Origin of the sequence: Bacillus sp. 220_BSPC (genome assembly GCF_001054655.1) — a bacterium.
Classification (GTDB): Bacteria; Bacillota; Bacilli; order Bacillales; family DSM-1321; genus Peribacillus; species Peribacillus frigoritolerans.
In genome coordinates, this window is record NZ_JVPL01000120.1 from 1 (window position 1) to 25529 (window position 25529).

Annotated in this window: 25 protein-coding genes; 2 read left to right on the forward strand and 23 right to left on the reverse strand. The window is 41.9% G+C overall.

All coding sequences use genetic code 11. The features are described from left to right. Nucleotides 1-202 precede the first annotated feature (202 nt). Nucleotides 203-1675, reverse strand: coding sequence for a 4-hydroxyphenylacetate 3-monooxygenase, oxygenase component (gene hpaB, locus ADA55_RS07725; RefSeq protein WP_048681584.1), 1473 nt, complete (start codon nt 1673-1675; stop codon nt 203-205). Between the two features lie 163 nt (nt 1676-1838). Between hpaB and ADA55_RS07730 the strand changes: the two genes are divergently transcribed. Continuing rightward, the gene (locus ADA55_RS07730; protein WP_181151543.1) at nt 1839-2708 is read left to right on the forward strand and encodes a LysR family transcriptional regulator; all 870 of its coding nucleotides are present in this window, start codon (nt 1839-1841) and stop codon (nt 2706-2708) included. A 173-nt stretch (nt 2709-2881) separates the two neighbouring features. On the opposite strand, the gene ADA55_RS07735 is transcribed toward ADA55_RS07730, so the two are convergent. From ADA55_RS07735 to ADA55_RS07830, 21 genes are all read right to left on the reverse strand, one after another. Next, complete coding sequence (locus tag ADA55_RS07735) at nt 2882-4447, reverse strand: solute symporter family protein (RefSeq protein ID WP_048681587.1); 1566 nt, start codon at nt 4445-4447, stop codon at nt 2882-2884. A gap of 3 nt (nt 4448-4450) precedes the next feature. Continuing rightward, nucleotides 4451-4789, reverse strand: coding sequence for a DUF485 domain-containing protein (locus ADA55_RS07740; protein WP_048681590.1), 339 nt, complete (start codon nt 4787-4789; stop codon nt 4451-4453). 242 nt (nt 4790-5031) lie between these two features. After that, on the reverse strand, nt 5032-5910 hold the full coding sequence (locus ADA55_RS07745; protein ID WP_161798617.1) for an FAD synthetase family protein: 879 nt from the start codon (nt 5908-5910) through the stop codon (nt 5032-5034). A 181-nt stretch (nt 5911-6091) separates the two neighbouring features. Beyond that, nucleotides 6092-7075: a 3,4-dihydroxyphenylacetate 2,3-dioxygenase gene (hpaD, locus tag ADA55_RS07750; protein WP_048681597.1), complete on the reverse strand. Its 984-nt coding sequence runs from the start codon at nt 7073-7075 to the stop codon at nt 6092-6094. Between the two features lie 31 nt (nt 7076-7106). Then, nucleotides 7107-8621 carry a 5-carboxymethyl-2-hydroxymuconate semialdehyde dehydrogenase gene (gene hpaE, locus ADA55_RS07755; RefSeq protein ID WP_048681601.1) on the reverse strand — a complete coding sequence of 505 codons (1515 nt, stop codon included), beginning with the start codon at nt 8619-8621 and terminating at the stop codon, nt 7107-7109. Nucleotides 8622-8698: 77 nt separating this feature from the next. Then, nucleotides 8699-9616: a 2,4-dihydroxyhept-2-ene-1,7-dioic acid aldolase gene (gene hpaI / locus ADA55_RS07760; RefSeq protein WP_048681605.1), complete on the reverse strand. Its 918-nt coding sequence runs from the start codon at nt 9614-9616 to the stop codon at nt 8699-8701. 109 nt (nt 9617-9725) lie between these two features. After that, a complete protein-coding gene (locus ADA55_RS07765) occupies nt 9726-10403 on the reverse strand; it encodes a GntR family transcriptional regulator (RefSeq protein ID WP_048681607.1) in 678 nt (225 codons plus the stop codon). A 260-nt stretch (nt 10404-10663) separates the two neighbouring features. Further along, complete coding sequence (locus ADA55_RS07770; RefSeq protein WP_048681610.1) at nt 10664-11848, reverse strand: pyridoxal phosphate-dependent aminotransferase; 1185 nt, start codon at nt 11846-11848, stop codon at nt 10664-10666. A gap of 19 nt (nt 11849-11867) precedes the next feature. Continuing rightward, complete coding sequence (locus ADA55_RS07775) at nt 11868-12344, reverse strand: DUF5590 domain-containing protein (protein ID WP_048681612.1); 477 nt, start codon at nt 12342-12344, stop codon at nt 11868-11870. Nucleotides 12345-12362: 18 nt separating this feature from the next. After that, nucleotides 12363-12533, reverse strand: coding sequence for a YpmA family protein (locus tag ADA55_RS27940; RefSeq protein WP_065310840.1), 171 nt, complete (start codon nt 12531-12533; stop codon nt 12363-12365). Nucleotides 12534-12684: 151 nt separating this feature from the next. Next, a complete protein-coding gene (dinG, locus tag ADA55_RS07780; protein ID WP_048681615.1) occupies nt 12685-15465 on the reverse strand; it encodes an ATP-dependent DNA helicase DinG in 2781 nt (926 codons plus the stop codon). A 160-nt stretch (nt 15466-15625) separates the two neighbouring features. Next, nucleotides 15626-16009 carry an aspartate 1-decarboxylase gene (panD, locus tag ADA55_RS07785; protein WP_048681619.1) on the reverse strand — a complete coding sequence of 128 codons (384 nt, stop codon included), beginning with the start codon at nt 16007-16009 and terminating at the stop codon, nt 15626-15628. A 24-nt stretch (nt 16010-16033) separates the two neighbouring features. Then, nucleotides 16034-16882 (reverse strand): pantoate--beta-alanine ligase, encoded by an 849-nt coding sequence (gene panC / locus ADA55_RS07790; RefSeq protein ID WP_048681622.1) that lies wholly within the window; start codon nt 16880-16882, stop codon nt 16034-16036. Beyond that, a complete protein-coding gene (gene panB / locus ADA55_RS07795; protein WP_048681624.1) occupies nt 16879-17715 on the reverse strand; it encodes a 3-methyl-2-oxobutanoate hydroxymethyltransferase in 837 nt (278 codons plus the stop codon). The genes panC and panB overlap by 4 nt, the downstream gene beginning before the upstream one ends. Before the next feature lie 342 nt (nt 17716-18057). After that, nucleotides 18058-19038: a biotin--[acetyl-CoA-carboxylase] ligase gene (locus ADA55_RS07800; protein ID WP_048681627.1), complete on the reverse strand. Its 981-nt coding sequence runs from the start codon at nt 19036-19038 to the stop codon at nt 18058-18060. Continuing rightward, nucleotides 19023-20207, reverse strand: a complete 1185-nt coding sequence (locus tag ADA55_RS07805; protein ID WP_048681631.1) for a CCA tRNA nucleotidyltransferase — start codon at nt 20205-20207, stop codon at nt 19023-19025. Before ADA55_RS07805 ends, ADA55_RS07800 begins: the two co-directional genes overlap by 16 nt. Nucleotides 20208-20220: 13 nt before the next feature. Then, entirely contained in the window at nt 20221-21360 is a 1140-nt protein-coding gene (gene bshA, locus ADA55_RS07810) for an N-acetyl-alpha-D-glucosaminyl L-malate synthase BshA (protein ID WP_048681633.1), read from the reverse strand. Nucleotides 21361-21367: 7 nt separating this feature from the next. Continuing rightward, nucleotides 21368-22078 (reverse strand): bacillithiol biosynthesis deacetylase BshB1, encoded by a 711-nt coding sequence (gene bshB1 / locus ADA55_RS07815; protein WP_048681636.1) that lies wholly within the window; start codon nt 22076-22078, stop codon nt 21368-21370. Continuing rightward, on the reverse strand, nt 22062-22487 hold the full coding sequence (locus ADA55_RS07820) for a methylglyoxal synthase (protein ID WP_048681639.1): 426 nt from the start codon (nt 22485-22487) through the stop codon (nt 22062-22064). Before ADA55_RS07820 ends, bshB1 begins: the two co-directional genes overlap by 17 nt. A gap of 18 nt (nt 22488-22505) precedes the next feature. After that, complete coding sequence (dapB, locus tag ADA55_RS07825; protein ID WP_048681640.1) at nt 22506-23306, reverse strand: 4-hydroxy-tetrahydrodipicolinate reductase; 801 nt, start codon at nt 23304-23306, stop codon at nt 22506-22508. Beyond that, nucleotides 23299-23694 carry a nucleotide pyrophosphohydrolase gene (locus tag ADA55_RS07830; RefSeq protein WP_226990433.1) on the reverse strand — a complete coding sequence of 132 codons (396 nt, stop codon included), beginning with the start codon at nt 23692-23694 and terminating at the stop codon, nt 23299-23301. Before ADA55_RS07830 ends, dapB begins: the two co-directional genes overlap by 8 nt. Before the next feature lie 132 nt (nt 23695-23826). Here ADA55_RS07830 and ADA55_RS07835 point away from each other — a divergent pair, with 132 nt between their 5' ends. Then, a complete protein-coding gene (locus tag ADA55_RS07835; protein ID WP_048681643.1) occupies nt 23827-24699 on the forward strand; it encodes a YitT family protein in 873 nt (290 codons plus the stop codon). Nucleotides 24700-24836: 137 nt separating this feature from the next. On the opposite strand, the gene ADA55_RS07840 is transcribed toward ADA55_RS07835, so the two are convergent. Further along, entirely contained in the window at nt 24837-25511 is a 675-nt protein-coding gene (locus ADA55_RS07840) for a zinc metallopeptidase (RefSeq protein WP_048681645.1), read from the reverse strand. Nucleotides 25512-25529: the final 18 nt, after the last annotated feature.

Sequence of the window (25529 nt, forward strand, 5' to 3'; positions counted from 1 at the left end):
GGTCCAAAAATGGCCTAACATGTGGGCTCGTAGAGCCGCAATCTCTTAACTTTAGGCGAAAATTCAAAGGGATTTTCAAAAGGGGTTCAGAATTTTTAATTCCGAACCCCTTTTGTCTACAAACTGCAATATTTCATATTTAAAGGCCTTCCACATCATCGGGAAGGCCTTTAAATTAACATGTTTTCCACCGCTACCTGGCTCAGTTGATTTCTGCGAGGTTTTCAGTGCGGTTCAAGAACTCTTTGACACGGTCCACATATTCCTGTTTATCATAGCCGTTATATAAAGCGCTTGCCATACGGACCGGATCCCCAAAAAAGAACCTTTCGTACAGCGTTTGCCTGGATCCAAATGAACTCATGCATACATCCCATGCAAGACGATACAATTTAACCCTGTCATAAGCTCCACCATTCGCGGCTTGAAGATATTTATCCAAATCCGGTCGAAGCTCCGAATTGAAATCAGCTTCATTTGGTATCGCCATTAAGCCACTAGCTCCAAGAAGCTGCATTATTTCACTGAATCTAGGGTAAATCTTCGGATAATAATTACGGGCTATGTTTAAAGGTGTGAAATCGGGTGTCATCATTCCCCACTTATCCACTTTCGCATTTGCCTCAGAAGCTGTAATGAAAGCCTTTACCGTTTCAAGCGCTATGATGACTTCCGAGATTTTCTCCTGAACATGCTGGTATTGCCCGATATTGATGGTTTCCACCATTAGCTGCAAAATCCCCAGAATGAACTCGGTTTTGGCGATATTCTTCGATACCACCTGATGAGTCATATGAACAACGGCATTGCTTTCATTATAAGCCTGGTTGCAAATGCCGACATCCCCATATGCAAATACCCGATTCCAAGGTACGACTACATCATCAAAAACGATAATCGTATCCATTTCCTCAAATCGTGAACCAAGTGGATGGTCAAAATGTGATTTGCCATAGTCGAATGATTCACGACAGATGAATTTCAACCCCGGTGTATTATTTGGGATGGAGAATGCGAATGCATAAGGGTTTTCTTCTTCTGATTGTTTAAGCAATGTGGAAGGGAAAACCATGATTTCATCCGTTATTCCTCCTTGTGTAGCTAATAATCTGGCACCCTTTATAATAAGCCCTTCTGAATTCTTGCCGGCAATCCGTGCAGCGATGTAAGGGTCCGGAAGCTTTGCGGCACTTACTCCCCTATTAACCTGGGGTTGAATCAAGGTATGTGTCAACGACAAATCCTTTTCCCGGCAGAGCTCATAATAATCCTTCATATTTTTTGCAAATGCCGAATCCTGAGTGCCGAACATATCAGCTGCAGTACCGTACGCCATCATCCCACTGTTGATATAGTCAGGGGAACGTCCCATCATTCCATTATTATGTCTTGCCCATTCTTGAATCATTTTCCGCCTTTTTTCAAGGTCTTCCTTAGTCCGCGGCTGCATGAATGAGGTTCCTACTCTTTCGTTTGAAGTTGGTGAAATATAAGTCATGATGTCATGTTTCGCGGAATCATGCTGCAAATCATATAATTCGGCCTGTGTTTTCATGACCCCTTTAAAAGCTGGGTGTTGACTGATCTTATCTTTTACTTGCTCTCCATTGATCCATACATTCGCCTTTGCTTTGTCTACCCTATCGATATATTCTTTACCTGTTTTAGCCGGCATAATTACATCCCCCTTAGCATCAAAGTGATGAAGCGCTTACAATTAAATAAATTCCAAATATTGAATTAATTCCTATAACAAAATATACCATGTGTTATGATATATATATAATACTTAAAAAATTCAATATGTATATGTTAATCATATGTATGAGGTGTATATAATGGACATCCGGCAGTTAAAATATTTTGTGACGATCGTTCAGGAAGAGCAAGTAACCAAAGCCGCAAAAAAATTACATATGGCTCAACCTCCTCTTAGCCAGCAACTTAAATTAATGGAAATGGAAATCGGTGAAAAACTTTTCGATCGGAATGGAAAGAAACTTGAACTCACTGAAACTGGCAAGGTCCTTTATAAAAAAGCTGAAGCTCTATTAAACCAGTTCGAAGAATCACTACTGGAAGTGAAGGAAGTCAGTAAAGGGGTAAAGGGCACTCTTTCCATAGGGTCAGTAAAAACTTGCTTTTCTTACATTCCGCAAAGGATGAGAACCTTTAGAGTTAAATACCCTGACATACGTTTCAAATTAATGGAAGGTGATACGTTCCGTTTGACAGAAGGCTTAATAAACAGGGAAATCGAGTTGGCCATTGTGAGGCTTCCTATTAACGGTAAGCAATTCTCATCGATTAACCTTCCGCCGGAAGATTTTGTGCTTGTCACCCCAAAAGATTGGGATATCCCAGACTCGATCGAATTCAAACAAATTAAGGAATATCCCCTCTTATTGCTACATAGGGTTAGCGGTCAAGGCACTTACGAACTTATAGTGGATGAATGCTTAAGACATGGATTTGACCCTACGATTGTATGTGAATGTCCTGATGCTGCAATGATCTTATCTTTAGTGAAGGAAGGAGTAGGCGCTACCATCATGCCACGTACGACGTCCAAATCGTTTTCAACCCAGGGGATAAAAATAGTCGAATTGATAGATTGTGAAGTACAATCGGAAGCCGCCCTTATTTGGCTTGAAGAACGCTATCTTTCCAAAGGCGCCGTCAAATTCCTAGAAACATTTTCTGAATGAATGCCCAGTTACCCTTGAATATTAGTGCACCTGTACCTCATTCTTTGGTATCTGTTCGGATTTCTTTATCCATTGAAAAGAAAAAAGCAACCCATCAGGAGATGGCTGCTTTTTCAAATCCATTCACAAGTGCGTTGACCTGCGCTTTATTTATAGGCATGCCTTTATATCATTCAATGTCGCAAAACACCCTTAACATCATGACCGGTATTGGACTTTACCAGGATTTCATTATAATTGTCTTTTGCAACCGTTTTCGGACCGGTCCTGCGATTACCGATCAAGGCACCTAAATAGCAGGCGATGAATCCAAGCGGAATGGAAACGATTCCTGGTGAATTCAAAGGGAAAATTGGTTCACCTGTCATTATGGTTGCTCCGGGGACCGGGTTCCAGACATTTGGACTGAGGGCCACGAGCAAAAGTGTACCAAAAAGACCTGTCATCATACCGACTATCGCTCCAGTTTTATTGAATTTTTTCCAATAGATCGTTAGAAGGATTACTGGCAAATTCGAACTGGCGGCCAATGTAAAGGCGATAGATGCCAGAAACGCTACATTGAATTCCTGCAGACCTAATGATAAAACAATCGCAAGTGCAGTCACACCAATGGAAGCCCATCTAGCCATCGTCATTTGCTGTTTTTCCGTCGCTTTTCCATCTTTTAATATTTCATTATAAAAATCATGTGAAAATGCCGTAGCACCTGTTAAAACGATTCCCGCAACCACTGCGAGTATCGTTGCGAAGGAAACGGCCGCAATAAATGCGAATAAGATGTCCCCGCCCACAAGTTGGGCCAATAAAGGTGCAGCCATGTTACCTGCTGGATTAGCGGCCATGATATTCGATGTTCCGACCAACTTCGCGGCACCGAATCCGAGAAAAATGACCATGATATGAAATGCACCCATAATCCACATCACCCAAACAACCGACTTTCTTGCCACTCGTGCATTCGGGACAGTCAAAAAACGTATTAAAATGTGAGGCAGACCTGCCGTTCCCAGAATCAGGCCCAGTGACAAGGATGCTGCATCCCACCCACTGGCATACTTAATTCCTGCCTTCAGGTAATCTGCACCCATGGGTGTCGCTGTTTTCATATCCGTGAAAATTCCTATGAAACTAAAATTCAACTTCCACATGACGATCATGAATAATATAAACACTCCGCCTATCAGCAGGATGGCTTTAATGATCTGCACCCAGCTCGTCGCCGTCATCCCCCCAAATAGAACAAATACCAACATTACAATACCTACGATGATGACAGAGGTATTATACGGGATGTCCAAAAGCAATTTAAATAAAGCACCTGCAGCAACAAGTTGCCCCAGCATGTACATGACTGATATCACCAGGGTATTAAAAGCGGTCACTCCCCGGACCTGTTTATATTTAAACCTTGTAGTAACCATATCAGCCAATGTGTATTTCCCTAAGTTCCTTAATGGCTCAGCCACTAGTAATAATACGACAAGAAATGAAACAAGTGCTCCATACATCAGGAAAAATCCATCATATCCCGTTAAGGAAAATGCCCCTATCAACCCTAAAAACGTGGAAGCCGACATAAAATCCCCGGCCAATGCAAGTCCATTTTGCCTAGCGGTCAACCCGCCCCCAGCCGTATAAAAGGAGCCTGCCGTTTTAGTTTTTTTGGAAGCGAAATACGTGATGAAAAGCGTACCTATCGACATTAGCGCAAAGAGAATGATAACTGTCCAATTCATAAATCAAAGCCCTTCTTTCTCGATGATTTCTTTTATTTGTTCATCGATTCTTTCAGATTTCCTTACATATATGCTGCAAACCCATACAGACATAACCGTAATGGAGACACCGTACACCCACGCCCATGTTATGTCCCCAATGAAAGGGTGATCCAGGATATCTGTGTAAAAAACTAAGAAGGGCAAAAGCAAGGAATATCCCATAAAGAAAATCGTAAAAGGGATGACGAACTTCTTTTTGTCGGAAAGCATATTCTGAAACTCTTTCGAGGCAACAATTTTTTCATAATCCACTAGATCAGTTTGTTCCGATTCTTCAAGTTTTTTTTCCAGCCGAACCATCTCTTCACACCTCTTCTGATATTTATTTTTTCCAAGGACGGTCCTGGTAGTATTCCTCCGATGTCAGCCGCATTCTTCAACGGCACATCCCCCTCCATCCCAGAACACCTACAGCCTCATCTTCCCAAAGAGGGTCTGAAGCCAATTCCCTAAGCTTTCCGTACTCCTTTTGTGAAACCGATGAAACTTACAAATAGGGCAGCAGTAAGCTCCCACTGCTGCCCTGTCCCAGACCGTATCTTTTAAAAGGCTTGCACTTTCACAATAGTCTTGGCTCGCCTATCCTTCATCTGTTTCGACTTCTTGATACATTCACTTTTCCATTTGATATGAATCTTCTTTCCTTTCAAGTGAAGAGAATCATTGAAATGTAAGTGCCAACTCCCTTGAACTGATCCGTCCATTATTTGATGGGCTATTCCTTCATGAACATTTCCTTCGGTATTGATTTCGATTAAATACACGCCGGGCGGGGGTGTCAGGAATGCTTCCGATAATGTAACGATGACGTGTTGATTATCCTCGGAATCGATTGTCCCTTGACTTTCAAAATATGAGCCAAGATACGACGGGATATCTGCGAACCGACCTTTCGCAATCAAGACTCTAAGCTTAGTAGAACTTACTTTTTCATGATCAATTTCAAATTTCTTCATTTCCGTCACTTCAAAAAATCGCTTACCTTCGATTTTCAGCGTTTCCATATTCCCTTCCCCTTTATGCCCATAGCGGAAATCGAATCCAGCCACGGCATGTTTGCATTTAAATCCACATAGATAATCCTCGATAAAATCAGAAGGTGAAAGATTGGCAAATGCGGAATCGAAGTTCACGACTATCAAGGTATCTACACCCAAATCCTGCATTAATTTTGCTTTTTGCTCTAAGGGAGTAATGTATGTTTGAGGCGTTTGATCGTTACCAATGATTTGCTTTGGATGTGGAAAAAAAGTCATGACTGCCAATTTCAAATCTTGCTGTTTGGCAATCCTTTTGGCTAGATTTATCAATTCTTGATGGCCTAGATGAACTCCGTCGAAAAATCCTAGAGCCAGCACACACGGTTCTGCTTCTGCTGTATATATACTGGAAAGTGGGTGCTGAACATGAATGATATCCAAATCCATCTTCCTTCCTATGCCTTGAAAGGTTCCATTTTAGACTTAGTAAAAGGAACCCCCATAATTCAGCAGTCTTCCATCAATTTTCACCATTTACACTAGCACCCTATTGAAAAGACTATGAGAGTTCATGCATATTTTTCCTGAATTTTCCATAGTTCATCCTAAATTTTGCTTCTTTTTAGATGATGAATTCAGGCTTACTTTTTGCCAGGATCGGTTCTTTAAGAGGAACTTCTTCACCTGATATTATATCAAGTACAGAAGATGCCTCATCAAACCATGAATCCGGAGCTTGGGCTCCCCAGAATGTCTGGCGTCTTGGATCATTCAAATCCCAATGAATCGGTTCGGTATCCGGGTCAGATGTTAAGTAATCCCCATTGTATAATTCGATCCTGTGACCGTCCGGATCTCTTAAATATAGGAAGAATGCATTGGATAGGCCATGCCTCCCTGGGCCGCGTTCGATCGACTTTGCATATCCAAGAGATGCCAGTACATCACAGGCATGGATAAGTGCAAGGGGGTCAGGCAGAAAGAAGCCTACATGATGAAGTCTTGGACCGATACCGTTCATGAATGCCTGGTCATGGACCGTTTGCTTTCTATGTAGCCACGTTGCCCATAATTTGCCCGACTCATCAACTGTATCTTCCGAGCAGGCAAAACCTAATTCATTCATATAAAAGTCAGAGGCTTTTTGCACATTTGGCACACAACAATTCACATGATCGATTCTTTGGACCCTCGAACCCCTATGCAGATCATATCGTTGCAGCAATCTCTCGGCTTTATCCATTTTGTAAAAAAACTCCACTGGCAATCCTGAAATATCCTGAACTCGCAGTGACTTGCCTAGTGCATGCTGTGTTCCTTCCTGCATCCACTTCATTTTCATTCCCTTGGACAGGAAGAAAGATTCCAACCCTTCAAGGTCTTCCTCTTTTTCAACCTTGTATCCTATTGCTTCAACGCTTGGCTTTTCTGCCTTTTGCAAGATAAGCGAATGATGATGCGCTTCCTCTAAACCACGTAAATATATGTGGTCATTCGTTCTTTCCGTTTCAATAAAACCTAAAGCATCCACATAAAAGGCTCTTGATTTATCTAAATCTGTTACATTAAGTATCGTTCTCGCAACACGAATAATAGAAAAATTCATAGTATTCTCCCCTTCTTTTTTGAAACCCGGTTTATTTTTCAGCAGAAGAAACGGCATTTTGTTTTAAGTCGCCAAATTTTGGAATGTGATGTTCTCCAATTGCCACGTGGATAACTTGTGTTTCCGTATAGAATTCAAAGCTATAATGGCCGCCTTCACGTCCTACCCCACTATATTTCGATCCTCCAAATGGAATCCGCAAATCCCTAACGTTTTGGGAATTCACCCAGACCATCCCACTATCGACAGCTTGAGCAAATCTATGTCCACGTTTCATATCATTGGTCCATACATAAGCAGCCAGCCCATACTTTACATCATTAGCCATTCTCAGTACTTCCTCTTCAGTCTTGAAAGGAATGACTGCCATGACTGGTCCAAAAATCTCTTCTTGGGCGACCGTCATATCATTTGTACAGTTCAAAAGAAGCGTCGGGGCAATATAATTCCCTTCCTTGAATGCACTTGGGATGGCACCGCTTACAATTTCCGCCCCTTCATCTTTTGCTATATCCAGATATCGGGAGACATTATTAAAATGGTTACGATGGATCAGCGGTCCGATTTCCGTGTCTGGATCCATTGGGTTTCCAATTTTGATATTATGAACACGTTCCTTCAATTCTGCCACGAACTGGTCTATTATCGATTCATGGACAAATAATCTTGAATTGGCTGTACAGCGCTCCCCATTGAATGAATAGATTCCCCATACCACTGAATCCAGGGCCTTTTCTAAATCGGCATCTTCAAAAATGACTGCTGGTGATTTACCGCCGAGTTCCATGGAAAAACGTTTCATCGTATCTGCACCATTTTTAATGATTTCAGCGCCGGTTGTCGTTTCTCCGGTAAAGGATATCAATTGGACTTCAGGATGGGCAACCAAGGACGCCCCTGCTGTCTCCCCAAAACCGTGAACGATATTGAATACGCCTTTTGGCAGACCGGATTGATCAATGATTTGAGCTAATTTATTGGCAGTCAATGGAGACCACTCCGCCGGTTTAAGGACACATGTATTTCCTGTAGCCAGGGCCGGGGCGATCTTCCAGGTTTCTAACATGAAAGGGGCATTCCAAGGAGTGATTAATCCTGCCACTCCTATCGGTTTATGAATCGTATAATTGATGAAAGTGTCATCCACTTGATATGACTCTCCTATTAGCCTGCTTTTCACCATTTCAGAATAAAAACGGAAATTCTCCGCTCCCCTTGCCGCTTGTTTTTTTGTCTGGCTAATCGGCAACCCTGTATCCAGTGATTCCAAAAAGGAGATTTCTTCGGCATTTTCTTCAATTAGATCAGCAATCCTATTCATGTACTTCAATCTTTCTTCCACTTTCATCGTTTTCCATGGACCATTATCGAATGCAGCTCTTGCGGCGGCGACCGCTTGATCAATATCCTCTTTATAGCCTTCTGCCACATTATTGATTGCTTGATTATTAAAAGGGCTTAGATTTTCAAATGTTTTTCCTGAGATACCCTCGACAAATTGACCATTGATGTAATGCTTCACATCCTGCACGGGAAAAGTTTGCATGATAAGTCCTCCTTTAAAAATTAATTCGGGAAGATGACAATAACCGTTTGGATTTGTGCAATCTTCCCAACTAGCCATTATGACTGGATTTTTTGGTCAATCAACCCGTATGATTGAAGGGTTTCACGCAGTTCTTTTTCCAATGGTTCCGAAGGCGGTCCCATAGGCGGCCTTAATGCGGGATTGATTTTCCCCATCATCCCCATCGCAGCTTTTAATGGTCCTGGATTGGTTTCTTTAAACAAAACATCATTCAATGGCATTAATTTGTAATGGAGGTCAAGCGCCTTATTTACATCACCCTCCACCCAAAGGTTATAAATGTCCGCCACTTCTTTAGGAGTGATATTAGCAGTAGCACTTATATGTCCTGCCCCTCCAATAGCCAACATTGGATAGCATAATAATTCAATGCCAGAATATAAGAGAAAATCCCTTCCGCAATTCAACAAGACACGGTTCACATGTTCGAAATCTTTATTAGATTCTTTTACACCAATAATATTTTCACAATCTTCAGCTAGACGTGCCAATGTCTTCACTTCTAAATTCGTCGCCGTTCTTCCGGGAATGTTATAAACGATCAGCGGGATATCAACAGCATCGGCTACCGTTTTAAAATGATTATAAAGTGCCTGTTGATTCGGTTTATTGTAATAAGGAACGATGACTAAAGCAGCATCCGCGCCCATTTCCTGTGCCCTTTTTGTCAAATGCAACGTTTCTTTCTGATTGGCAGATCCGGTACCTGGTGCAACTGGAACACGGGCTTTTGCTGCTTTAATTGCCGTTTCCATCACTAATTCCCGTTCCTCAATCGTTAGTGAACTCGGCTCTCCTGTAGTCCCGCATACCGATATTCCATGGGAACCGCTTTCAATATGCCAGTTTACTAGATTTTCAATGGCCTTTACATCAACTTCCATCTTGTCATCAAAGGGAGTGATAACGGGTGCGATGGATCCTCTTAAACGACTTTTGATTTCCTCGTACATTTTTTCTACCACCTTTTCATTATTTGAATATTCCGAATAATCTAAGTGAAAAAATCGGCTTTGCTTTTATCAATAATCAATCGACTATAATAAAACAAAGCCTGGGTCATCAAAGTGCCTGATCTTGATTCGTTTCCGCCCTCTGCTTGAAAGTGCTTATCGCATTCAGTTTATGCTTTCTCACCAATGATTCAATTTCTTCAAAAGATGCTTTTTCCTTTAGGAGCTTTATGATGCTTTCATGTTCGCGAATCGATTGGACTGCGCGTTGCGGCACCATGGTGAACATGGACTTTCTGACTCTATTCATTCTTTGTTGTGCCTGTTTAATTTCCTCCAATAAAAAGGAATTTCCGCACTTTTCATAAATTTCCGCATGGAAACATTCGTTTAATTTACCAAACAGCTCTAATTCAAAGTTATGGAGGGCTTTTTCCATTTCTTTGTTTAAATTAATTAGATTTTCAAAATCATGATCATTCATGGTCAAAGAACTGAGGGCAGCTGCATATCCTTCAAGCAAAGATAAGACAGAAAGAGTTTCAATGTATTCGCTCTCATTTATGCTTGTAACCACCGCTCCACTATAAGGCTTATATTGAATAAGGCCGTCAGATTCCAGTTGCCTGATCGCTTCCCTGACAGGAATCGGACTTAAACTAAGTTCTTTTGCCGTTTGATCGATAATGATCCGCTGTCCAGAACCATATGTTCCATTCAAAATTAATTTACGAAGGTGCTCATAAGCTATTTGCTTTTTGCTGGGGTTTTTGTTTTTCTCTTCCATATTTTCATCATATATGAAATCATATATGATTGCAATCGATTTTCATTAAAAATCATATATGATTTTTTCACATGCTCGTTTTGCATATATGAATGACTGTGCCTATGAATAGACTGAATGTAACTATGAAATCCGGCAGCCCACCTTTTCCTTTACAATAGTGAAGTGAGCTAAAATGCATTGTGCCGCCCTTCTTCCCGTTTCGAAATATAATCCAACTAAAAAAAACCTGCAGACCCAGTCTGCAGGTTTTTAATAAATTAGGCCATTTTTGAATTAACGAATGAATGTATTCTTTCAACGGCTGCTTCCAGCAGCTCCAGTGAAGTTGCATAAGAGAGTCTGATGTTATCAGGTGCACCAAACCCTGAACCTGGAATAACAGCCACTTGAGCTTCTTCAAGCAACGCAGTCGTAAAATCTTCGACATTGCTGTACCCTGTTAATTCAACTGCACGTTTAACGTTCGGGAATAAATAAAATGCCCCTTGTGGTTTAATGCAGCTTACGCCTGGAATTTCAACCAATTTATCATAGATTTTATTCAAACGGCCTTCAAATGCTTGACGCATTTCCTCAACAGGCTCCTGTGTACCTTCATAAGCCGCAATCGCACCATATTGAGCGGTTGTGGTTGGGTTGGATGTGCTATGGCTAGCAAGGTTCGCCATTGCTTTAATGATGGACTCATCACCGACTGCATAACCTATTCTCCAGCCAGTCATCGAATGTGATTTAGAAACACCATTGATGATGATCGTTTGCTTTTTCAGTTCAGGTGAAATCTCTGCAATGGATGTATGTTTAGCATTTCCATAAACCAATTTTTCGTAAATTTCGTCGGAAACGATCAAGATATCATGAGCCAGGCAAACTTCCCCGATAGCCGCCAATTCTTCCCTGGAATAAAGCATGCCAGTTGGATTGCTTGGAGAGTTGATGATAACCGCTTTCGTTTTTTCGGTAATTGCTTGTTCTAATTGTTCTTTCGTGATTTTATATTGATTTTCTTCCGTACCGACTATATAAACCGGCTTACCGTCTGCAAGCTTGATTTGCTCAGGATAGCTCACCCAATATGGTATCGGAACAATGACTTCATCTTCTTCATCCAGGATCGCTTGAAACAATGTGTACAGCGAGTGCTTGGCACCTGAGCCAACTGCAATTTCAGACGGTTTGTAATCCAAGCCCTGATCACGCTTCAATTTAGCCGCAATTGCTTCTTTTAGCTTCGGCAGACCAGCGGATGGCGTGTATTTAGTTTGACCTTCATTCATGGAAAGAAGTGCTGCATCTATGATATGTTTGGGCGTATTATAGTCTGGTTCACCAGCACCCAAACCAATTATATCTAAACCTTGGGCCTTAAGTTCCTTTGCTTTTGCCGTAATGGCCAATGTTGTTGATGGCGTTAATGACTGAACACGGTTCGCTAATTTCATTTTAAATTAATCCTCCATTCTAAATGCTTCGATAATACTTTAGCCATTCCCCAGTTTTAAAATCATAATAGTCATAGTTAAAGCGCTCGGACTCATCAAGATACGTTACTTCCCAAAGCGGGACGTTCTTTTCCATGCCTAGCTTAACCGAAATGATTTTTTGGGGATTAAGCTTTTCTTTGACAATGTTCATGATCTCTTTTTTTGATTTACCATCTTTATAGTTTTCCACTACTATTTCTTTCTTCTTGTCTTCAGGAAGCCAGACTATTTTCTTAGTCCCCTTTTCACCTTCACCAATGATGACGGAGTATGAATCCTGCCCATTATAAAGGTAGAACTCTTCCATGGTCACAAGGCCGCCCTCTTCCTTTGCCTTTTTAAAAGCCTCATTACCAGCCTCTTTTTTAGGCTGCAACGCTTTAATATATGCCCCGCTGACAAATCCGATAAAACAAAGGACTAGGATGGAAGCAATAATCAACCATTTTTTCAAAGCTGCTTTTCCTTCTTTCTATGTACGATAAATTGTAAATATCGCTTTTTCTTGATCTTGGGAATCCAATGCCAGACCGAACATCAAGTCATCTTTTTTCAATGTTCGGTTCAAGGAATCCACAATTTTATACAGATCAGGAGAATGTTGCAACCTGACTGTTGAAATTACTTCGATTTTACTTTCCATGAAAACGCCCCTCCATTTTAATAAATTGTCAACAACCACTGGTATGAATAGGATTTGAAGGCTTTACCACCTATCACATTATACCAGTTCAAAGGTTATATTTCTTTATAAATTCATAAAAATTCCTGGATTAATGAATAATCAAGATTCTTTAAATCCACTCTTCTATCATTTCAGCCATTTCTGATATAGAGCCTTGGTGCCAGTCCACTTTCGGAATGGCCTTTTGAAATTCAGTTCCGTATTTGGCAGTGATGATGCGGCGATCAAGTATAACCAAAATCCCTTTATCTTCTGGAGTGCGTATAAGCCTGCCGAAACCTTGTCGGAACCTTAATAGGGCTTCGGGTAATGAATACTCAGAGAATGGATTGCGCCCCTGCTTCTCGAGAAGTTGGCATTTTGCAGCTGTCACAGGTTCATCCGGTGGCGAAAAAGGCAGCCTGACAATGATTAAACAAGATAAATCCTCGCCCGGGATATCGACGCCCTCCCATAGGCTGGTTGTCCCAAACAGGACCGCTTTCTCGAAGTTTTGGAAATTCCTGAGCAGCCTCATCCGGCTTCCGCCAGAAATCCCTTGTGCAAACAGGGTGAACTCATCCAGAACACCACAATCTTTGACCGAATGATAGGTCGCCCGCAGCATTTCATGCGAGGTGAATAATACCATCATTCTCCCTTTCGCTGCCTGAGCGGCAGCAATAATATGGTTTGCCGCGGTTTCGGAGAATTCCTCCACCGATAAACAATTGATATCTGGCAGATCATTTGGAACCAGTACCTTTACGAGTTCCTTATAAGGGAAGGGTGATGGAAAACTTGCTGTCTGGATCGGCTCATTCTCTAATCCGAGTTGTTCCTTAAAATACTTAAAAGAATCCTTCACCACAAGGGTTGCCGATGTCATGACCACACTTTTCTGGCGCCCGAAATAGGAATCCCATAGCCGTTTACTGCCTGCAATCGGCTGAACCGTCAAAGTCACCCCATGCTGAGGTGCTGCATTCGTATAATCAAGCCAATAAATATTTTCTTCGTGGGGCTTGATGAAAAACTCATGCAAGGAGTCCCTGGTATCCTGTAAATGTCCAAGCAGCACCTCGATATCATTCAAGTGAAATAATGAATTTTTTCCTAATGGGGACTCATTATTCAATAAAAGGGCCAATCTTTTCTCTAACTCCTTGATGATGTATCCTAATAAATCCACCAACCGCTCAGCGACAAGAATCGCTTTACCCCATCTTCCATCATTTATTTTGAATGAAAGCCGTTTTGGGCTCACAGAACGTGAAAGTTTTTCCGCCTGATTGGAAAGGTAATAAAAAAGCTGTTCGAATTCATACGAAAAATCACTAAGCTTCTGATCTAATTCATGTGAAGACTTTCCATCCGTCAGTCCGTTATTTAAGAGCATCCTGTCCAATTTATATAATAATTGCTTTTGATCAGATGTCCCCAGTCTGTTCAAAATCGTCTTCACCGAAATGTAATTAAGCCTGCTCCCAAGCTGTTTGGATGCAGCCTGTTCCAAATGGTGTGCTTCATCGAGAACCAAATACCCTTTTTTGGGGATCAATGCGTCTTCTGTAAGCAGATCCGTCATTAAAAATGAATGGTTAGTAATGATGATATCCGCCTTGGCAGCTATTTTTTTTGCCCGTTCAAAAAAATCCAGTTCAAGCCAGGGCTGTTTTAAACCGGCGTATGTAAGACCATCACTTTGAAGCCTATTCCAAAATAGCTGACCGCCGCTTGTAAGGTTCAATTCATCTTTATCACCTGTTACGGTTTCAGTAAGCCAAACCAATATCTGCATTTTCGTTAAGGCCGTTTCATAATTATCTTCCTTTTCACGCAAAGCCCTTTCGAACTTTGCCAAGCTCAAATAATTGCTTCTCCCCTTCAGTAAAACAGCTTGAAAGGTAAAAGGAAGGATTTTTTTAAGCTTAGGAACCTCGTTTTGAAGAAGTTGGTCCTGCAGCTGAAGCGTATACGTCGAAACGACGACAGGTTTTTGATGTTTTTTTGCAAAATAAACAGCCGGAAGCAGATAACCTATGGATTTTCCAATACCTGTTCCAGCTTCAATGATTGCATCCTGGCTGGTTTCGAAAGAATTGTGGATCAGGTTCATCATATCAAGTTGTCCGCTTCTTGCTTCGAATGCCGGGAATGCATTTTGAAGCATGGCTATTTTTTCCTCATTGTCGAGCGGGAATTTCGCCCCCGTGTCTTTATGATCACCTTCATGTTCGGCCTTTTTAAAGGCAAGGCCCCTATAAGTAATTAGATCAGGTGAATGGACTTCTGCTTTAGCAAGTTTGCTTGCAATGCAAGCATCTATTAATTCGGAAACCTCACTTTGTAAAGAATAAGATAACCGATACAACTGTTTTAGTGTCATGACTGGAAGATTCATCAGCTTTTTTTTCAATTCCAACAACAATAAAGCGGTGGCATATGCATCACTATCCGCTTGATGGGGCCTGGAATGATCTAGGTTTTCTTCTTTAGCCAGCTGGTGAAGCTTATATCCATCGGATGTTGGTTTTAATATTTTCGCTAACTCCACTGTATCAAGGGTGGAACCATAAAACGGCTCAAACCCGCATCGCACTAGTTCTTCCTGTAAAAAGGATAAATCAAATAAAACATTATGGGCAACAAAACAAGCCCCTTCTATAAGCCGGGCAATATTTGCTGCAACATCTTCAAAGTCAGGTGCATTTTTTACCGTCTCGTTGCTTATTCCGGTCAATTCTTCAATAAACAAGGAAATTTCCTGTCCAGGGTGGATGAATGTCGAGTATTCATCCACAATTTGGTCATTTTCGATGACCACTCCAGCAAATTGAATGATTCTATCTCCTTTTTTCGGAGAATTCCCTGTTGTTTCCAAATCGACCACTACATATCGTTGCATCATGAATTGTACACCTCAAACTTCACTTTCTCCACTTCCTGATGGAATTCTCTTATCTTTTTTATACCATAATAATCGTAATAAAGGAAACAAGCCGTTCATCAACAGACGAAAAGGGCCGGCACCTGTATGCATGTTTCATGCACATGTGCCGGCCCTCCGCTTACATGATTGTAGCTGCAGGTTCGTTTGAAATTAAATCAATGATTTTATTGTTTTCATCCATGATCGCAACTTTTGGTTTGTGATCTCCCAGTTTTTCCTCAGAAACCATCACATAAGAAATGATTATCACGATATCATCCGGCTGCACCAGTCTTGCTGCCGCTCCATTCAAACACACGACACCGCTACCCCGTTCACCCGCAATGACATACGTTTCAAGCCTTGCACCATTATTATTATTCACGATGGCGACTTTTTCATTAGGCAGAATGCCCACCGCATCTATTATATCTTCATCAATCGTAATGCTGCCTACATAATTCAAATTAGCTTCAGTTACCCGTGCACGGTGGATTTTTCCATTCATCATCGTTCGAAACATCTCAATTCCCCCTGATCTTATGATTTATTCTATATATAAGGTGATATTATCAATTAGTCTTGCATGCTTGAACTTTACAGCCATTGCAATGATGATGTTTCCTGCCAGTGATTCAAGTGGTTTAAGTTCCGGGTATTGATAGACTTCAATATAGTCGATCACGCCACTTGTTTGGGCAGCAATATGTTCACTGATTAGAGCCGTGACGGTAGCTGCATTTCTTTCACCTGATTCAACCGCCTCTTTGGCCTTCAATAAACTTTGGTACAGCTCTTTAGCCTCCATGCGTTCTTGATCTGACAGGTTCACATTTCGCGAGCTCTTCGCTAACCCATCTTCCTCGCGTACGGTATCTACAGCAACAAGCTGGATAGGGAAATTGAAGTCTTTGATCAGGCCATCTATCACGGCGACTTGCTGGGCATCCTTCTTACCAAAGTAAGCTCTATCGGGAAGGATGATATTGAAGAATTTCGTTAAGACTGTCGCTACACCATCAAAGTGTCCAGGCCTTTGTCTCCCGCATAAAACATCCGTCCTGCTTTGGACAACAACTTTCACAGATGGTTCTTCACCGTACATTTCATGGACTGTTGGATAGAAGAGGTAATCCACTCCGCCATTGGCAGCGACATTTTCATCCCGTTCCAAATCCCGTGGATATGTTTCAAAATCCTCATTCGGTCCAAACTGCATCGGATTTACAAAAATACTCAATACCACAATATCATTTTCTTTGCGGGCCTTTTCCAGGAGGGTTGCATGCCCTTCATGCAAAAACCCCATTGTCGCTACATAGCCAATGCTTTTGTGATTGTTTTTATCCTCTCTAAGTGCCAATTGCAAATCAGCTGCTGATGTAAAAGTTTTCATCTTTTTCCTCCGTAAAGTTCAGAAAGTTGCTCTTCCTTCATCGTGAATGTATGTTCTTCCGACGGAAAATCTTTAGATTTCACTTCATTCACAAAGCTTGTAATCGATTGGCCAATCAGTTCATTTGCATCTCCATAAACTTTTACGAATTTCGCTAGCCGGTCTACCCCATACTTGATGAGATCATGGTAAACGAGGACTTGACCATCCGTTTCTGCGCCTGCTCCAATTCCAATGGTTGGAATTTCGAGGTTCCGTGTGACGAGTTCCCCCACTTGATATGGAACACATTCAAAAACTACTAGCATCGCCCCTGCCGCTTCACACTTTCTCGCATCTTCCAAGAGCTGTGCTGCACTTTCTGCATCTTTTCCTTGCACTTTATATCCGCCCAGAACGCCGACGGATTGAGGAGTCAATCCAAGATGGGCTACAACCGGGATGCCTGCCTTTGTCAATGCTGATATTTTTTCAACAACATCATCCGCTCCCTCGAGCTTCACGGCATCCGCATGACCTTCCTGCATGATCCGGGCTGCATTCTTCAGTGTTTCATCCATAGATAGGTGATAGCTCATAAAGGGCATATCCGTCACGACAAATGTATTTGGCGCCCCGCGTTTTACTGCCTTTGTATGATGGATCATGTCATTCACCGTAACTGGAATCGTTGAGTCATACCCTAATACGACCATTCCTAAAGAATCACCGACTAAAATCATGTCTACACCTGATTGTTCGGCTAACTTTGCTGACGGGTAATCATAAGCCGTGAGCATCACAATCTTCTCTTGATTTTGTTTCATCTTCAAAAAATCTCCGGACAATTTCATTACGTTTCCTCCTTTTAATGGAGGAGATGAAAACATCAGCTAAAACTGGTGTCTATACATTCATGCGCAAAAAAAGGACTGACTAAAAAAGTATCTGTTTCGCTACGAAAAATGGCATGAAAAGCCACAATTCGATCAATAAACAGCACTTAGCTTTTTAGTCAATCCCTTTGTTTCATCAGAAGTTTCATCCCTCCGTCCCAGTCCAGTTCTCTGGATCAAGGCAGATTTTCAAATAATTTGGTATTTATGGGGGTGCAGTTCAAATAAGATACTGCCCACTTGCATTATATCAAGCAAAATTGAAATTTTCTATTTAATTTTCACGAATTTGACAAAAATCTACTGAATTTCAATATCTGCAGAATATATCGAATGTACGGTACCTTTTCCGTCTTCGAGAAGTAAAACGCCTGAATCCGTTATGCCCAATGCCTTTCCGACAATCGTGTCATTAACGGTACTGGCTTTGATTACCTGTCCAAGACTGATTGCATAACTCTCCCATAAATCCTTTATAGGCATGAACCCTTGATCCAAATAGAGTTCGTACAAATTTTCAAGACGAAATAATGCTCGTTGAATGACCTTGGACCTTGAAACCGTCCCTCCACTTTCTATGAGAAGGGAAGACGCTTTTTCCTGCAGTTCTTCAGGAAAATCCTCCAATTGCTGATTGATATTCATTCCAATTCCGATAATGACAGAATGGATTCTATCTGACTCCGCCTGCATCTCCGTCAGGATGCCCACCACTTTCTTGCGATTCACCAAAATATCATTCGGCCACTTTATCTGCGGCTTCAAATCAGTGGTATCCTCTATGGCCTGAGCTACAGCGACCGCGGCCAATAATGTAAGTTGTGGCGCCTCATGAATCGGAATTTTCGGTCTTAGGATCAGACTCATCCATATCCCGCTGAATTTTGGGGAATGCCAAGATCTCATTAGCCTTCCTTTTCCGGATAACTGCTCCTCGGCAACGACGAGGGTTCCCTCCTGAACACCTTCATTTGCTAGTTGATGCGCAATTTTTTGAGTGGATTCCACAGTTTCCTGATAATGGATCATTTTGCCGATCGTTTTTGTTTCCAAGCCAAGTTGTATTTCGCTCTCGGACACTTTTTCCGGCGCCGATATGATCCGGTAGCCTTTTTTCCTAACAGCTTCGACATTATACCCTTCACTGCGCAGGTCTTCTATATGCTTCCAGACCGCTGTGCGTGAACAGCCAATGTATTCAGCAATTTCCTGACCGGATATAAACGCACCATCCGCTTTTGAGAGGGCTTCCATCAGCTTTGTTCTTAACTCAGATTGCATTTCACCAGCCACCTCTTAATTTCTTCTTTATCATTTCTTAATTCTTCATTCAAGACAGCTTTCAATATTTTTTCCAAGTATTCCTTGACCCATGGACCTGGCTTTTCTTGATGCCAAATCAGTAAATCCGTCCCCGTGACGGCAAGATCCGACATTTGTTTTATAATAAGTCCATTATAGCGGTGGTGTGCATTCTCTTCAGCATCCGATACATTCCCGCCATTCAGTGCAGCTCTGACTTTAGCAGCTTGTACCGTTATGCCATGACCTGCCTGAAATACATCGATGGCTGCTGGTTCCTTACTCTTCACCAGCTTTATCGTACGTTGAACGTTTCTTATGGTTTTCAATGGCAGCTTCCATGCCCTCAAAGCCTCTTCGATTTCTTGATCCTTTGTGTGAATCATGATGATAGACCATATTTCTGCCGCATTCAGTTGATGAAGCGGCAGGTTCAGTAAGTCCATTAGATGTTCTTTTTTACTTGAGAATAGAGGCAGGTATTGATATAATCCGCTTTCAAGCAAGAGTGAGAAAGCCTTTATCTTATTGGAGCCGGCCGCTAGTTTCTCAAATTCAACCAGGATTCTTTCGACAGCGATTTCACTGATGTTCCGGGCGTTCTCTTTAAGGGAATCAAAGGTTTCATGATCCAGTTCAAAATCAAGTTGACTGACGAACCTTAAAGCACGCATCATTCTCAATGCATCCTCATGAAACCTTTCATGCGGGTTACCAACCGTGATAATCCTTTTTTGTGCCAAATCGCGCTTACCATTAAATGGATCGATGATCTTTCCGGTCTTATCCATTGCTATTGCATTCATGGTAAAATCTCTTCTTTGCAAATCTTCGGTCAAAGAACGGACAAACTCTACGGCATCGGGCCTGCGAAAGTCCGAATACCCGCTTTCCGTTCTAAACGTCGTAATTTCGTATGTACCCGTATCCGTAATGACAAGCACTGTACCGTGGTCGATTCCGATATCAGCCGTATTAGGAAAAATCCTTTTGATTTCCTGGGGTGTGGCGGAAGAAGCGATGTCCACATCGTTTATGGGCCTGCCAAGGATATAATCCCTTACAGAGCCGCCAACGAAATAAGCCTCATATCCTGCTTCTTCAATCAATTCCAGAATGGGTACTGATTTCAAGAATAATCGATCCATCAGCGTCTCCTCCCTATTCCATGGATTTACCTTCAAGTGCTTGAATGTAGATGGCTTCATACTCTGACATAATCGTATCACTATGAAAATCGGTATTGGCCCTTTCAAGCGCAGCTTCAGAAAAGCGTTTATGTAAACTCGGGTCGCTTAAAAGTCCAATCGCTTTTTCAGCAACCATTTTGACATCTCCCAGTTCACAAATATAACCAGTCTCCCCATCAACGATGACTTCGGGTATTCCCCCGATATTCGTCCCGATACAAGGAACTCCACATGCCATCGCCTCGAGCAGCACAAGTCCGAAACTCTCTTTTTCCGATAACAGGAATATCAAATCACTGATTGAATATAATTCCGCAAGGTTATCCTGCTTACCAAGGAACAAGACCGCATCATCGATTCCAAGATCTTTAGCCAATTTCAATACGGTTGTCACTTCCGGCCCGTCTCCTACGAGCAGTAGCTTTGCAGGCATTTTCTTTTGAGTTAAATAAAACGCCTGGATGACATCTTTCACTCGCTTGACCGAACGGAAATTCGAAACATGTATGATCACTTTTTCATCTTCCCTGATTCCGTATTCATCCTTAAGGTAATCGGAATCGGTTTTACGGTACTCTCTTTCATCAATAAAATTATAAACGGTTTTGATTTCCTTATCCGGTGCGATTAATTCGTGCGTTTGCTGAACAAGGGAATTAGATACTCCTGTAACGACATCTGATTGCTCTATGCCGAATTTAATCAAATTGGTCAATGAGGGATCCTGGCCCAAAACAGTGATATCCGTACCATGCAGTGTAGTTACGATCTTTACTTCATTACCTGACATCTGCTTTGCAAGGATCGCACAAACAGCATGTGGAATTGCATAGTGAACGTGTAAGATATCTAATTTCTCCCGTTTTACGACATCCGCCATCTTGCTCGCAAGCGCCAGGTCATATGGTGGATATTGAAAGACTGAATATGAGTTCACTTCAACCTGGTGATAAAAAATATTACAGTACATCTTATTTAAGCGAAAAGGGATGCTTGAAGAAATGAAATGTATTTCATGTCCTTTTTCTGCAAGCATCTTACCTAATTCAGTTGCTACGACACCAGAACCCCCAACTGTCGGGTAACAGGTAATTCCAATTTTTAATTTCATAAGATTATTATTCTCCTAACAAGTCGGCATCGATAAGTAACGGTTTTTTTGTCATGAATCCCTCCGCAAAGGCGACACCCACTTCTTTGCCAAACATCCGCTCCCGTGCCTCTACAGTCTCGATATAGCCATTAACTAACGGTGTTTCTACAGATACTTGACTTTTTTCGAATTGGCTCCCATATGCCCTAAGGCTATCCAGCTTTTTCGACATTGTAGAAGTGATATCCACGACAAAGTCCGGTTTGTGAAACCCATTGATCATATAATAGTGCATATTTTGGACACGATGGGAATCCATGCCTTCTTCTTCCATATACTTTCTTACTCCTGCCGAAAAAACTGCTTCCTCCACTAATTTGGCACAGTTACCATGATCGGGATGGCGGTCTTCCAAAAATGGGGCAAATACAAGGGCAGGTTTATATTGGCGAATGACCTTGATGATTTGATTTATGTATTCCGCCTTCATGTAAAGGCCCCTGTCGGGTAGATCAAGGGAAATCCTCTTCACCCCAAGGATTTCAGCAGCCTTATCGGCTTCCTCTTGCCGCAATGGAACGGTTCCATTGGACGACATTTCAGCTTTTGTCAAATCACAAATGACAATTTTCCTGCCTTGTTGCACATATTTAGCGATCGTGCCACCCATTCCGATTTCAACATCATCCGCATGTGCCCCGAAAGCCAGGATATCTATGTTACTTTTGTTTATCATTTATCTCACCTTGTTTTTGCCTTAGTTTTAGCCAGTCCATATATCCATGTTTCAAACCTTGAATGAGCACTTCTGCAGTGCCCATATTCGTTGCCAAGGGAATTTCATATACATCTGATAGGCGGATAAGCGCCGATACATCAGGTTCATGCGGCTGTGATGTCAAAGGATCGCGGAAAAATAGGACCATGTCCATTTCTCCGCGTGCAATCATTGCACCTATTTCCTGATCCCCGCCAAGAGGTCCTGAATGAAAACGATGGACAGGCAGTGATACTTCTTCCATGATTCGTTTCCCAGTCGTACCTGTTGCAAATAATTCATGCTGCTCAAATACATCTTTATAGGCTGTAACAAATTGAATGATATCTTCTTTTTTCATATCATGGGCAATTAAGGCAATTTTCATCGTAAATCCTCCTGATCCCTATTCAATAATATTTTCCAAGCCGTATACAAGAACATCCAATTTCATGACGGTATCGACAGCAAGTTTGACTCCTGACATGAACGAAGCTCGATTAAAGGAATCATGCCTAACCGTCAATAGCTCTCCTTCACTTCCGAAAAGCACCTGTTGATGGGCAACGAGTCCCGGTAGACGGACACTGTGGATATGCATGCCATCTACATTTGCACCTCTTGCCCCCTGGATGGTTTCTTTTTCATTAGGGTGCCCCTGTTGTTTTGTTTCACGTACCGCTGCAATCATGTCTGCCGTTTTGGAAGCAGTTCCAGAAGGTGCATCCAGTTTTTGATCATGGTGCATTTCTATGATTTCCACATCCGGGAAATACTTTGCGGCCATTTGGGAAAACTTCATCATCAAAATGGCGCCAATTGCAAAGTTTGGCGCGATGATGCAACCAATGCCTTTTTCTTTTGTCAATGAATCCAGCTTTGCTAAATCATCTTTTGTAAAACCAGTCGTTCCCACTACGGGGCGGATGCCATGATTAAGTGCCGTTTCGGTATGGAACATGCCCACTTCCGGTGTGGTCAAATCGATCAATACGTCTGCCTCTACAGAAGAAAAGCATTCATTTATATCAGAAAAAACCGGCGCTTCGATCCCGTGAAAACCTTCTATTGCGGAAAGGCTTTCCCCGTTATGCTTGCGATCTATGACAGCTGCCAATTCAAACCCTTCTGTCCTATGTACAAGCTTCACCGCTTCATTTCCCATTCTGCCTCGTGGACCTGCTACAATCACTTTCACTTTACTCATCTTTACCTTCCTCCTTCATTTCCTCTTCTTTTCTTGTCCATCTATCTTTATCGCGGGTTGTAAATTTTTCCATGACCAAATCATGCGAGTTTTGAAGATCAATCCCTAAAGAATTGGCAAAACAAATCAACACAAAAAGCATGTCCCCCAATTCCGCTTCAATGGTATTCTCTTCCTCTGTCGCTTTCTTTGGTTTTTCACCATGGTAATGATTGACTTCCCTAGCCAATTCCCCAAGTTCTTCAGACATGCGGGCGAGCATGGCGAGAGGGCTGAAATATCCTTCTTTAAATTGTCCTATGTATTGGTCGACTTCCGCTTGCATTTGTTGGATCGTCTTTTGCTTTTCCATATGAGTCACCCATTCTTGATTTTCGTTTTCAAACATCATACCTTCTCCATGTTAGCTAAAAGTGAAACAGATGACAACAGATACGTTTGCGAATCAAAATTGCCCATAGTTGGTTAATTAGTTATAATAAGTAAATTAATGCTATGCAAACCTTTGGAGGTATGGGACATGCTTTTGGGCTTAAAATTGAAAAATATCATATTCATCCTTTTTGGGGCTGGAATATTCGCATTTGGCCTCGTGCATTTTAACATGCAGAATAACTTGGCCGAGGGCGGATTCACCGGTCTCACCTTGATTATATATCAACTTATCGGGATAAATCCTTCTTATTCTAATTTGATTTTGAATATTCCTTTATTTTTAATCGGGTGGAAATATTTAGGGCGCACATCTTTTTTTTATACGATTATCGGAACGGTTGGACTCTCCGTTTGGCTATGGGTTTTCGAGAGATACGAATTTGAAATCAATCTTGGTAATGATTTGATGCTTGTGGCATTGTTTGCCGGGGTCTCGGTTGGTGTCGGCCTGGGCATCATTTTCCGTTACGGCGGTACAACAGGCGGAGTGGATATCATTGCCCGTTTTGCCCATCGTTACTTAGGGATGGGCATGGGTCGGACCATGTTCATCTTTGATGCCGTCGTCATTGGCCTGTCCATCCTTACCTACCTGGATTACCGGCAAGCGATGTATACCCTCGTTGCCGTTTTTATAGGTGCCCGAGTAATCGACTTTATGCAAGAAGGAGCCTATGCTGCTAGAGGTGCAATGATCATTAGTGATAAAAACAAGGAAATTGCAGAAAAAATCATGAATGATATGGAGCGGGGCGTAACTGTATTAAGGGGCTATGGGTCCTTTACACGCAATGACCGGGAAGTCCTCTATTGTGTTGTTGCGAAAAATGAGTTAGTCCGCTTAAAAAATGCCATAACTTCTGTGGACCCTCATGCATTTGTATCAGTCAGTGAAGTTCATGACGTATTGGGTGAGGGCTTCACCCTTGATGAGAACAAGAATCCCATTGAAAGGTGATCCATTGACTGTGGCATACCGATTGAATGCAACCCTTATGAATGTTGCCCTGTCCAACTGAATTTTATTAGCAATGTGCAGCAAATACTCTTAAAAATAAAAAAAGGACCCCATCCCAAGATGGTGTCCTTTTCTCATTAATCTTCTTCCCTCATTCCTGTATACATAAGCAGAAGGCGAACTAATTCCAGTACGGCTACAAGAGCGGCAGCAACATAAGTCATCGCAGCGGCACTTAATACTTTTTTCGTTTCCCGTTCTTCATCATTCCGGATGACCCCGGCGGAAACGAGTTGATCCATCGCCCTAGAAGAGGCATTGAATTCAACCGGCAGGGTTATCACTTGGAACAATACAGCGGCGGCCATAAATACGATACCCGCCAATAGTAACCCAGGAATTGAAGCTAACATCCCGATTAAAATCAAAATCCAAGATATGTTAGAGCCAAAATTAGCTACCGGTACTAATGCATGACGGAAACGCAAGAATGCATAGGCTTCTTTATCTTGAATCGCATGTCCAACTTCATGGGCTGCGACCGCTACACCGGCAACTGAATGGCCGTGATAGTTATCCGATGATAAACGCACTGTTTTATCCCTTGGGTCATAATGGTCAGAAAGCATACCAGGTGTCTCTTCGACCCTGACATTGAACAGACCATTTTGATCTAAAATGGCCCGCGCCGTCTCAGCACCGCTCATACCGGAAGAGGCCGATACCTTTGAATATTTTTTATATGTGCTTTTCACTTTCATTTGTGCATAAATCGGGATTAAAATGATAATCGCCAAATAAATGAAATACATGGTATCCTCCTATAACTA

Excerpts from the sequence above, each read along its gene's own strand:
- hpaD (WP_048681597.1), bottom strand. The coding sequence starts at position 7,075 with ATGAATTTTTCTATTATTCGTGTTGCGAGAACGATACTTAATGTAACA.
- panB (WP_048681624.1), bottom strand. The coding sequence starts at position 17,715 with ATGAAATTGTCCGGAGATTTTTTGAAGATGAAACAAAATCAAGAGAAG.
- ADA55_RS07770 (WP_048681610.1), bottom strand. The coding sequence starts at position 11,848 with ATGAAATTAGCGAACCGTGTTCAGTCATTAACGCCATCAACAACATTG.
- hpaI (WP_048681605.1), bottom strand. The coding sequence starts at position 9,616 with ATGTACGAGGAAATCAAAAGTCGTTTAAGAGGATCCATCGCACCCGTT.
- bshB1 (WP_048681636.1), bottom strand. The coding sequence starts at position 22,078 with ATGATAAACAAAAGTAACATAGATATCCTGGCTTTCGGGGCACATGCG.
- hpaB (WP_048681584.1), bottom strand. The coding sequence starts at position 1,675 with ATGCCGGCTAAAACAGGTAAAGAATATATCGATAGGGTAGACAAAGCA.
- ADA55_RS27940 (WP_065310840.1), bottom strand. The coding sequence starts at position 12,533 with ATGGAAAGTAAAATCGAAGTAATTTCAACAGTCAGGTTGCAACATTCT.
- ADA55_RS07765 (WP_048681607.1), bottom strand. The coding sequence starts at position 10,403 with ATGGAAGAGAAAAACAAAAACCCCAGCAAAAAGCAAATAGCTTATGAG.
- ADA55_RS07730 (WP_181151543.1), top strand. The coding sequence starts at position 1,839 with ATGGACATCCGGCAGTTAAAATATTTTGTGACGATCGTTCAGGAAGAG.
- ADA55_RS07735 (WP_048681587.1), bottom strand. The coding sequence starts at position 4,447 with ATGAATTGGACAGTTATCATTCTCTTTGCGCTAATGTCGATAGGTACG.
- hpaE (WP_048681601.1), bottom strand. The coding sequence starts at position 8,621 with ATGCAAACTTTTCCCGTGCAGGATGTGAAGCATTACATCAATGGTCAA.
- ADA55_RS07820 (WP_048681639.1), bottom strand. The coding sequence starts at position 22,487 with ATGAAAATTGCCTTAATTGCCCATGATATGAAAAAAGAAGATATCATT.
- dinG (WP_048681615.1), bottom strand. The coding sequence starts at position 15,465 with ATGATGCAACGATATGTAGTGGTCGATTTGGAAACAACAGGGAATTCT.
- ADA55_RS07800 (WP_048681627.1), bottom strand. The coding sequence starts at position 19,038 with ATGCAATCTGAGTTAAGAACAAAGCTGATGGAAGCCCTCTCAAAAGCG.
- panC (WP_048681622.1), bottom strand. The coding sequence starts at position 16,882 with ATGAAAACTTTTACATCAGCAGCTGATTTGCAATTGGCACTTAGAGAG.
- bshA (WP_048681633.1), bottom strand. The coding sequence starts at position 21,360 with ATGAAATTAAAAATTGGAATTACCTGTTACCCGACAGTTGGGGGTTCT.
- panD (WP_048681619.1), bottom strand. The coding sequence starts at position 16,009 with ATGTTTCGAACGATGATGAATGGAAAAATCCACCGTGCACGGGTAACT.
- dapB (WP_048681640.1), bottom strand. The coding sequence starts at position 23,306 with ATGAGTAAAGTGAAAGTGATTGTAGCAGGTCCACGAGGCAGAATGGGA.
- ADA55_RS07830 (WP_226990433.1), bottom strand. The coding sequence starts at position 23,694 with ATGTTTGAAAACGAAAATCAAGAATGGGTGACTCATATGGAAAAGCAA.
- ADA55_RS07740 (WP_048681590.1), bottom strand. The coding sequence starts at position 4,789 with ATGGTTCGGCTGGAAAAAAAACTTGAAGAATCGGAACAAACTGATCTA.
- ADA55_RS07835 (WP_048681643.1), top strand. The coding sequence starts at position 23,827 with ATGCTTTTGGGCTTAAAATTGAAAAATATCATATTCATCCTTTTTGGG.
- ADA55_RS07840 (WP_048681645.1), bottom strand. The coding sequence starts at position 25,511 with ATGTATTTCATTTATTTGGCGATTATCATTTTAATCCCGATTTATGCA.
- ADA55_RS07805 (WP_048681631.1), bottom strand. The coding sequence starts at position 20,207 with ATGGATCGATTATTCTTGAAATCAGTACCCATTCTGGAATTGATTGAA.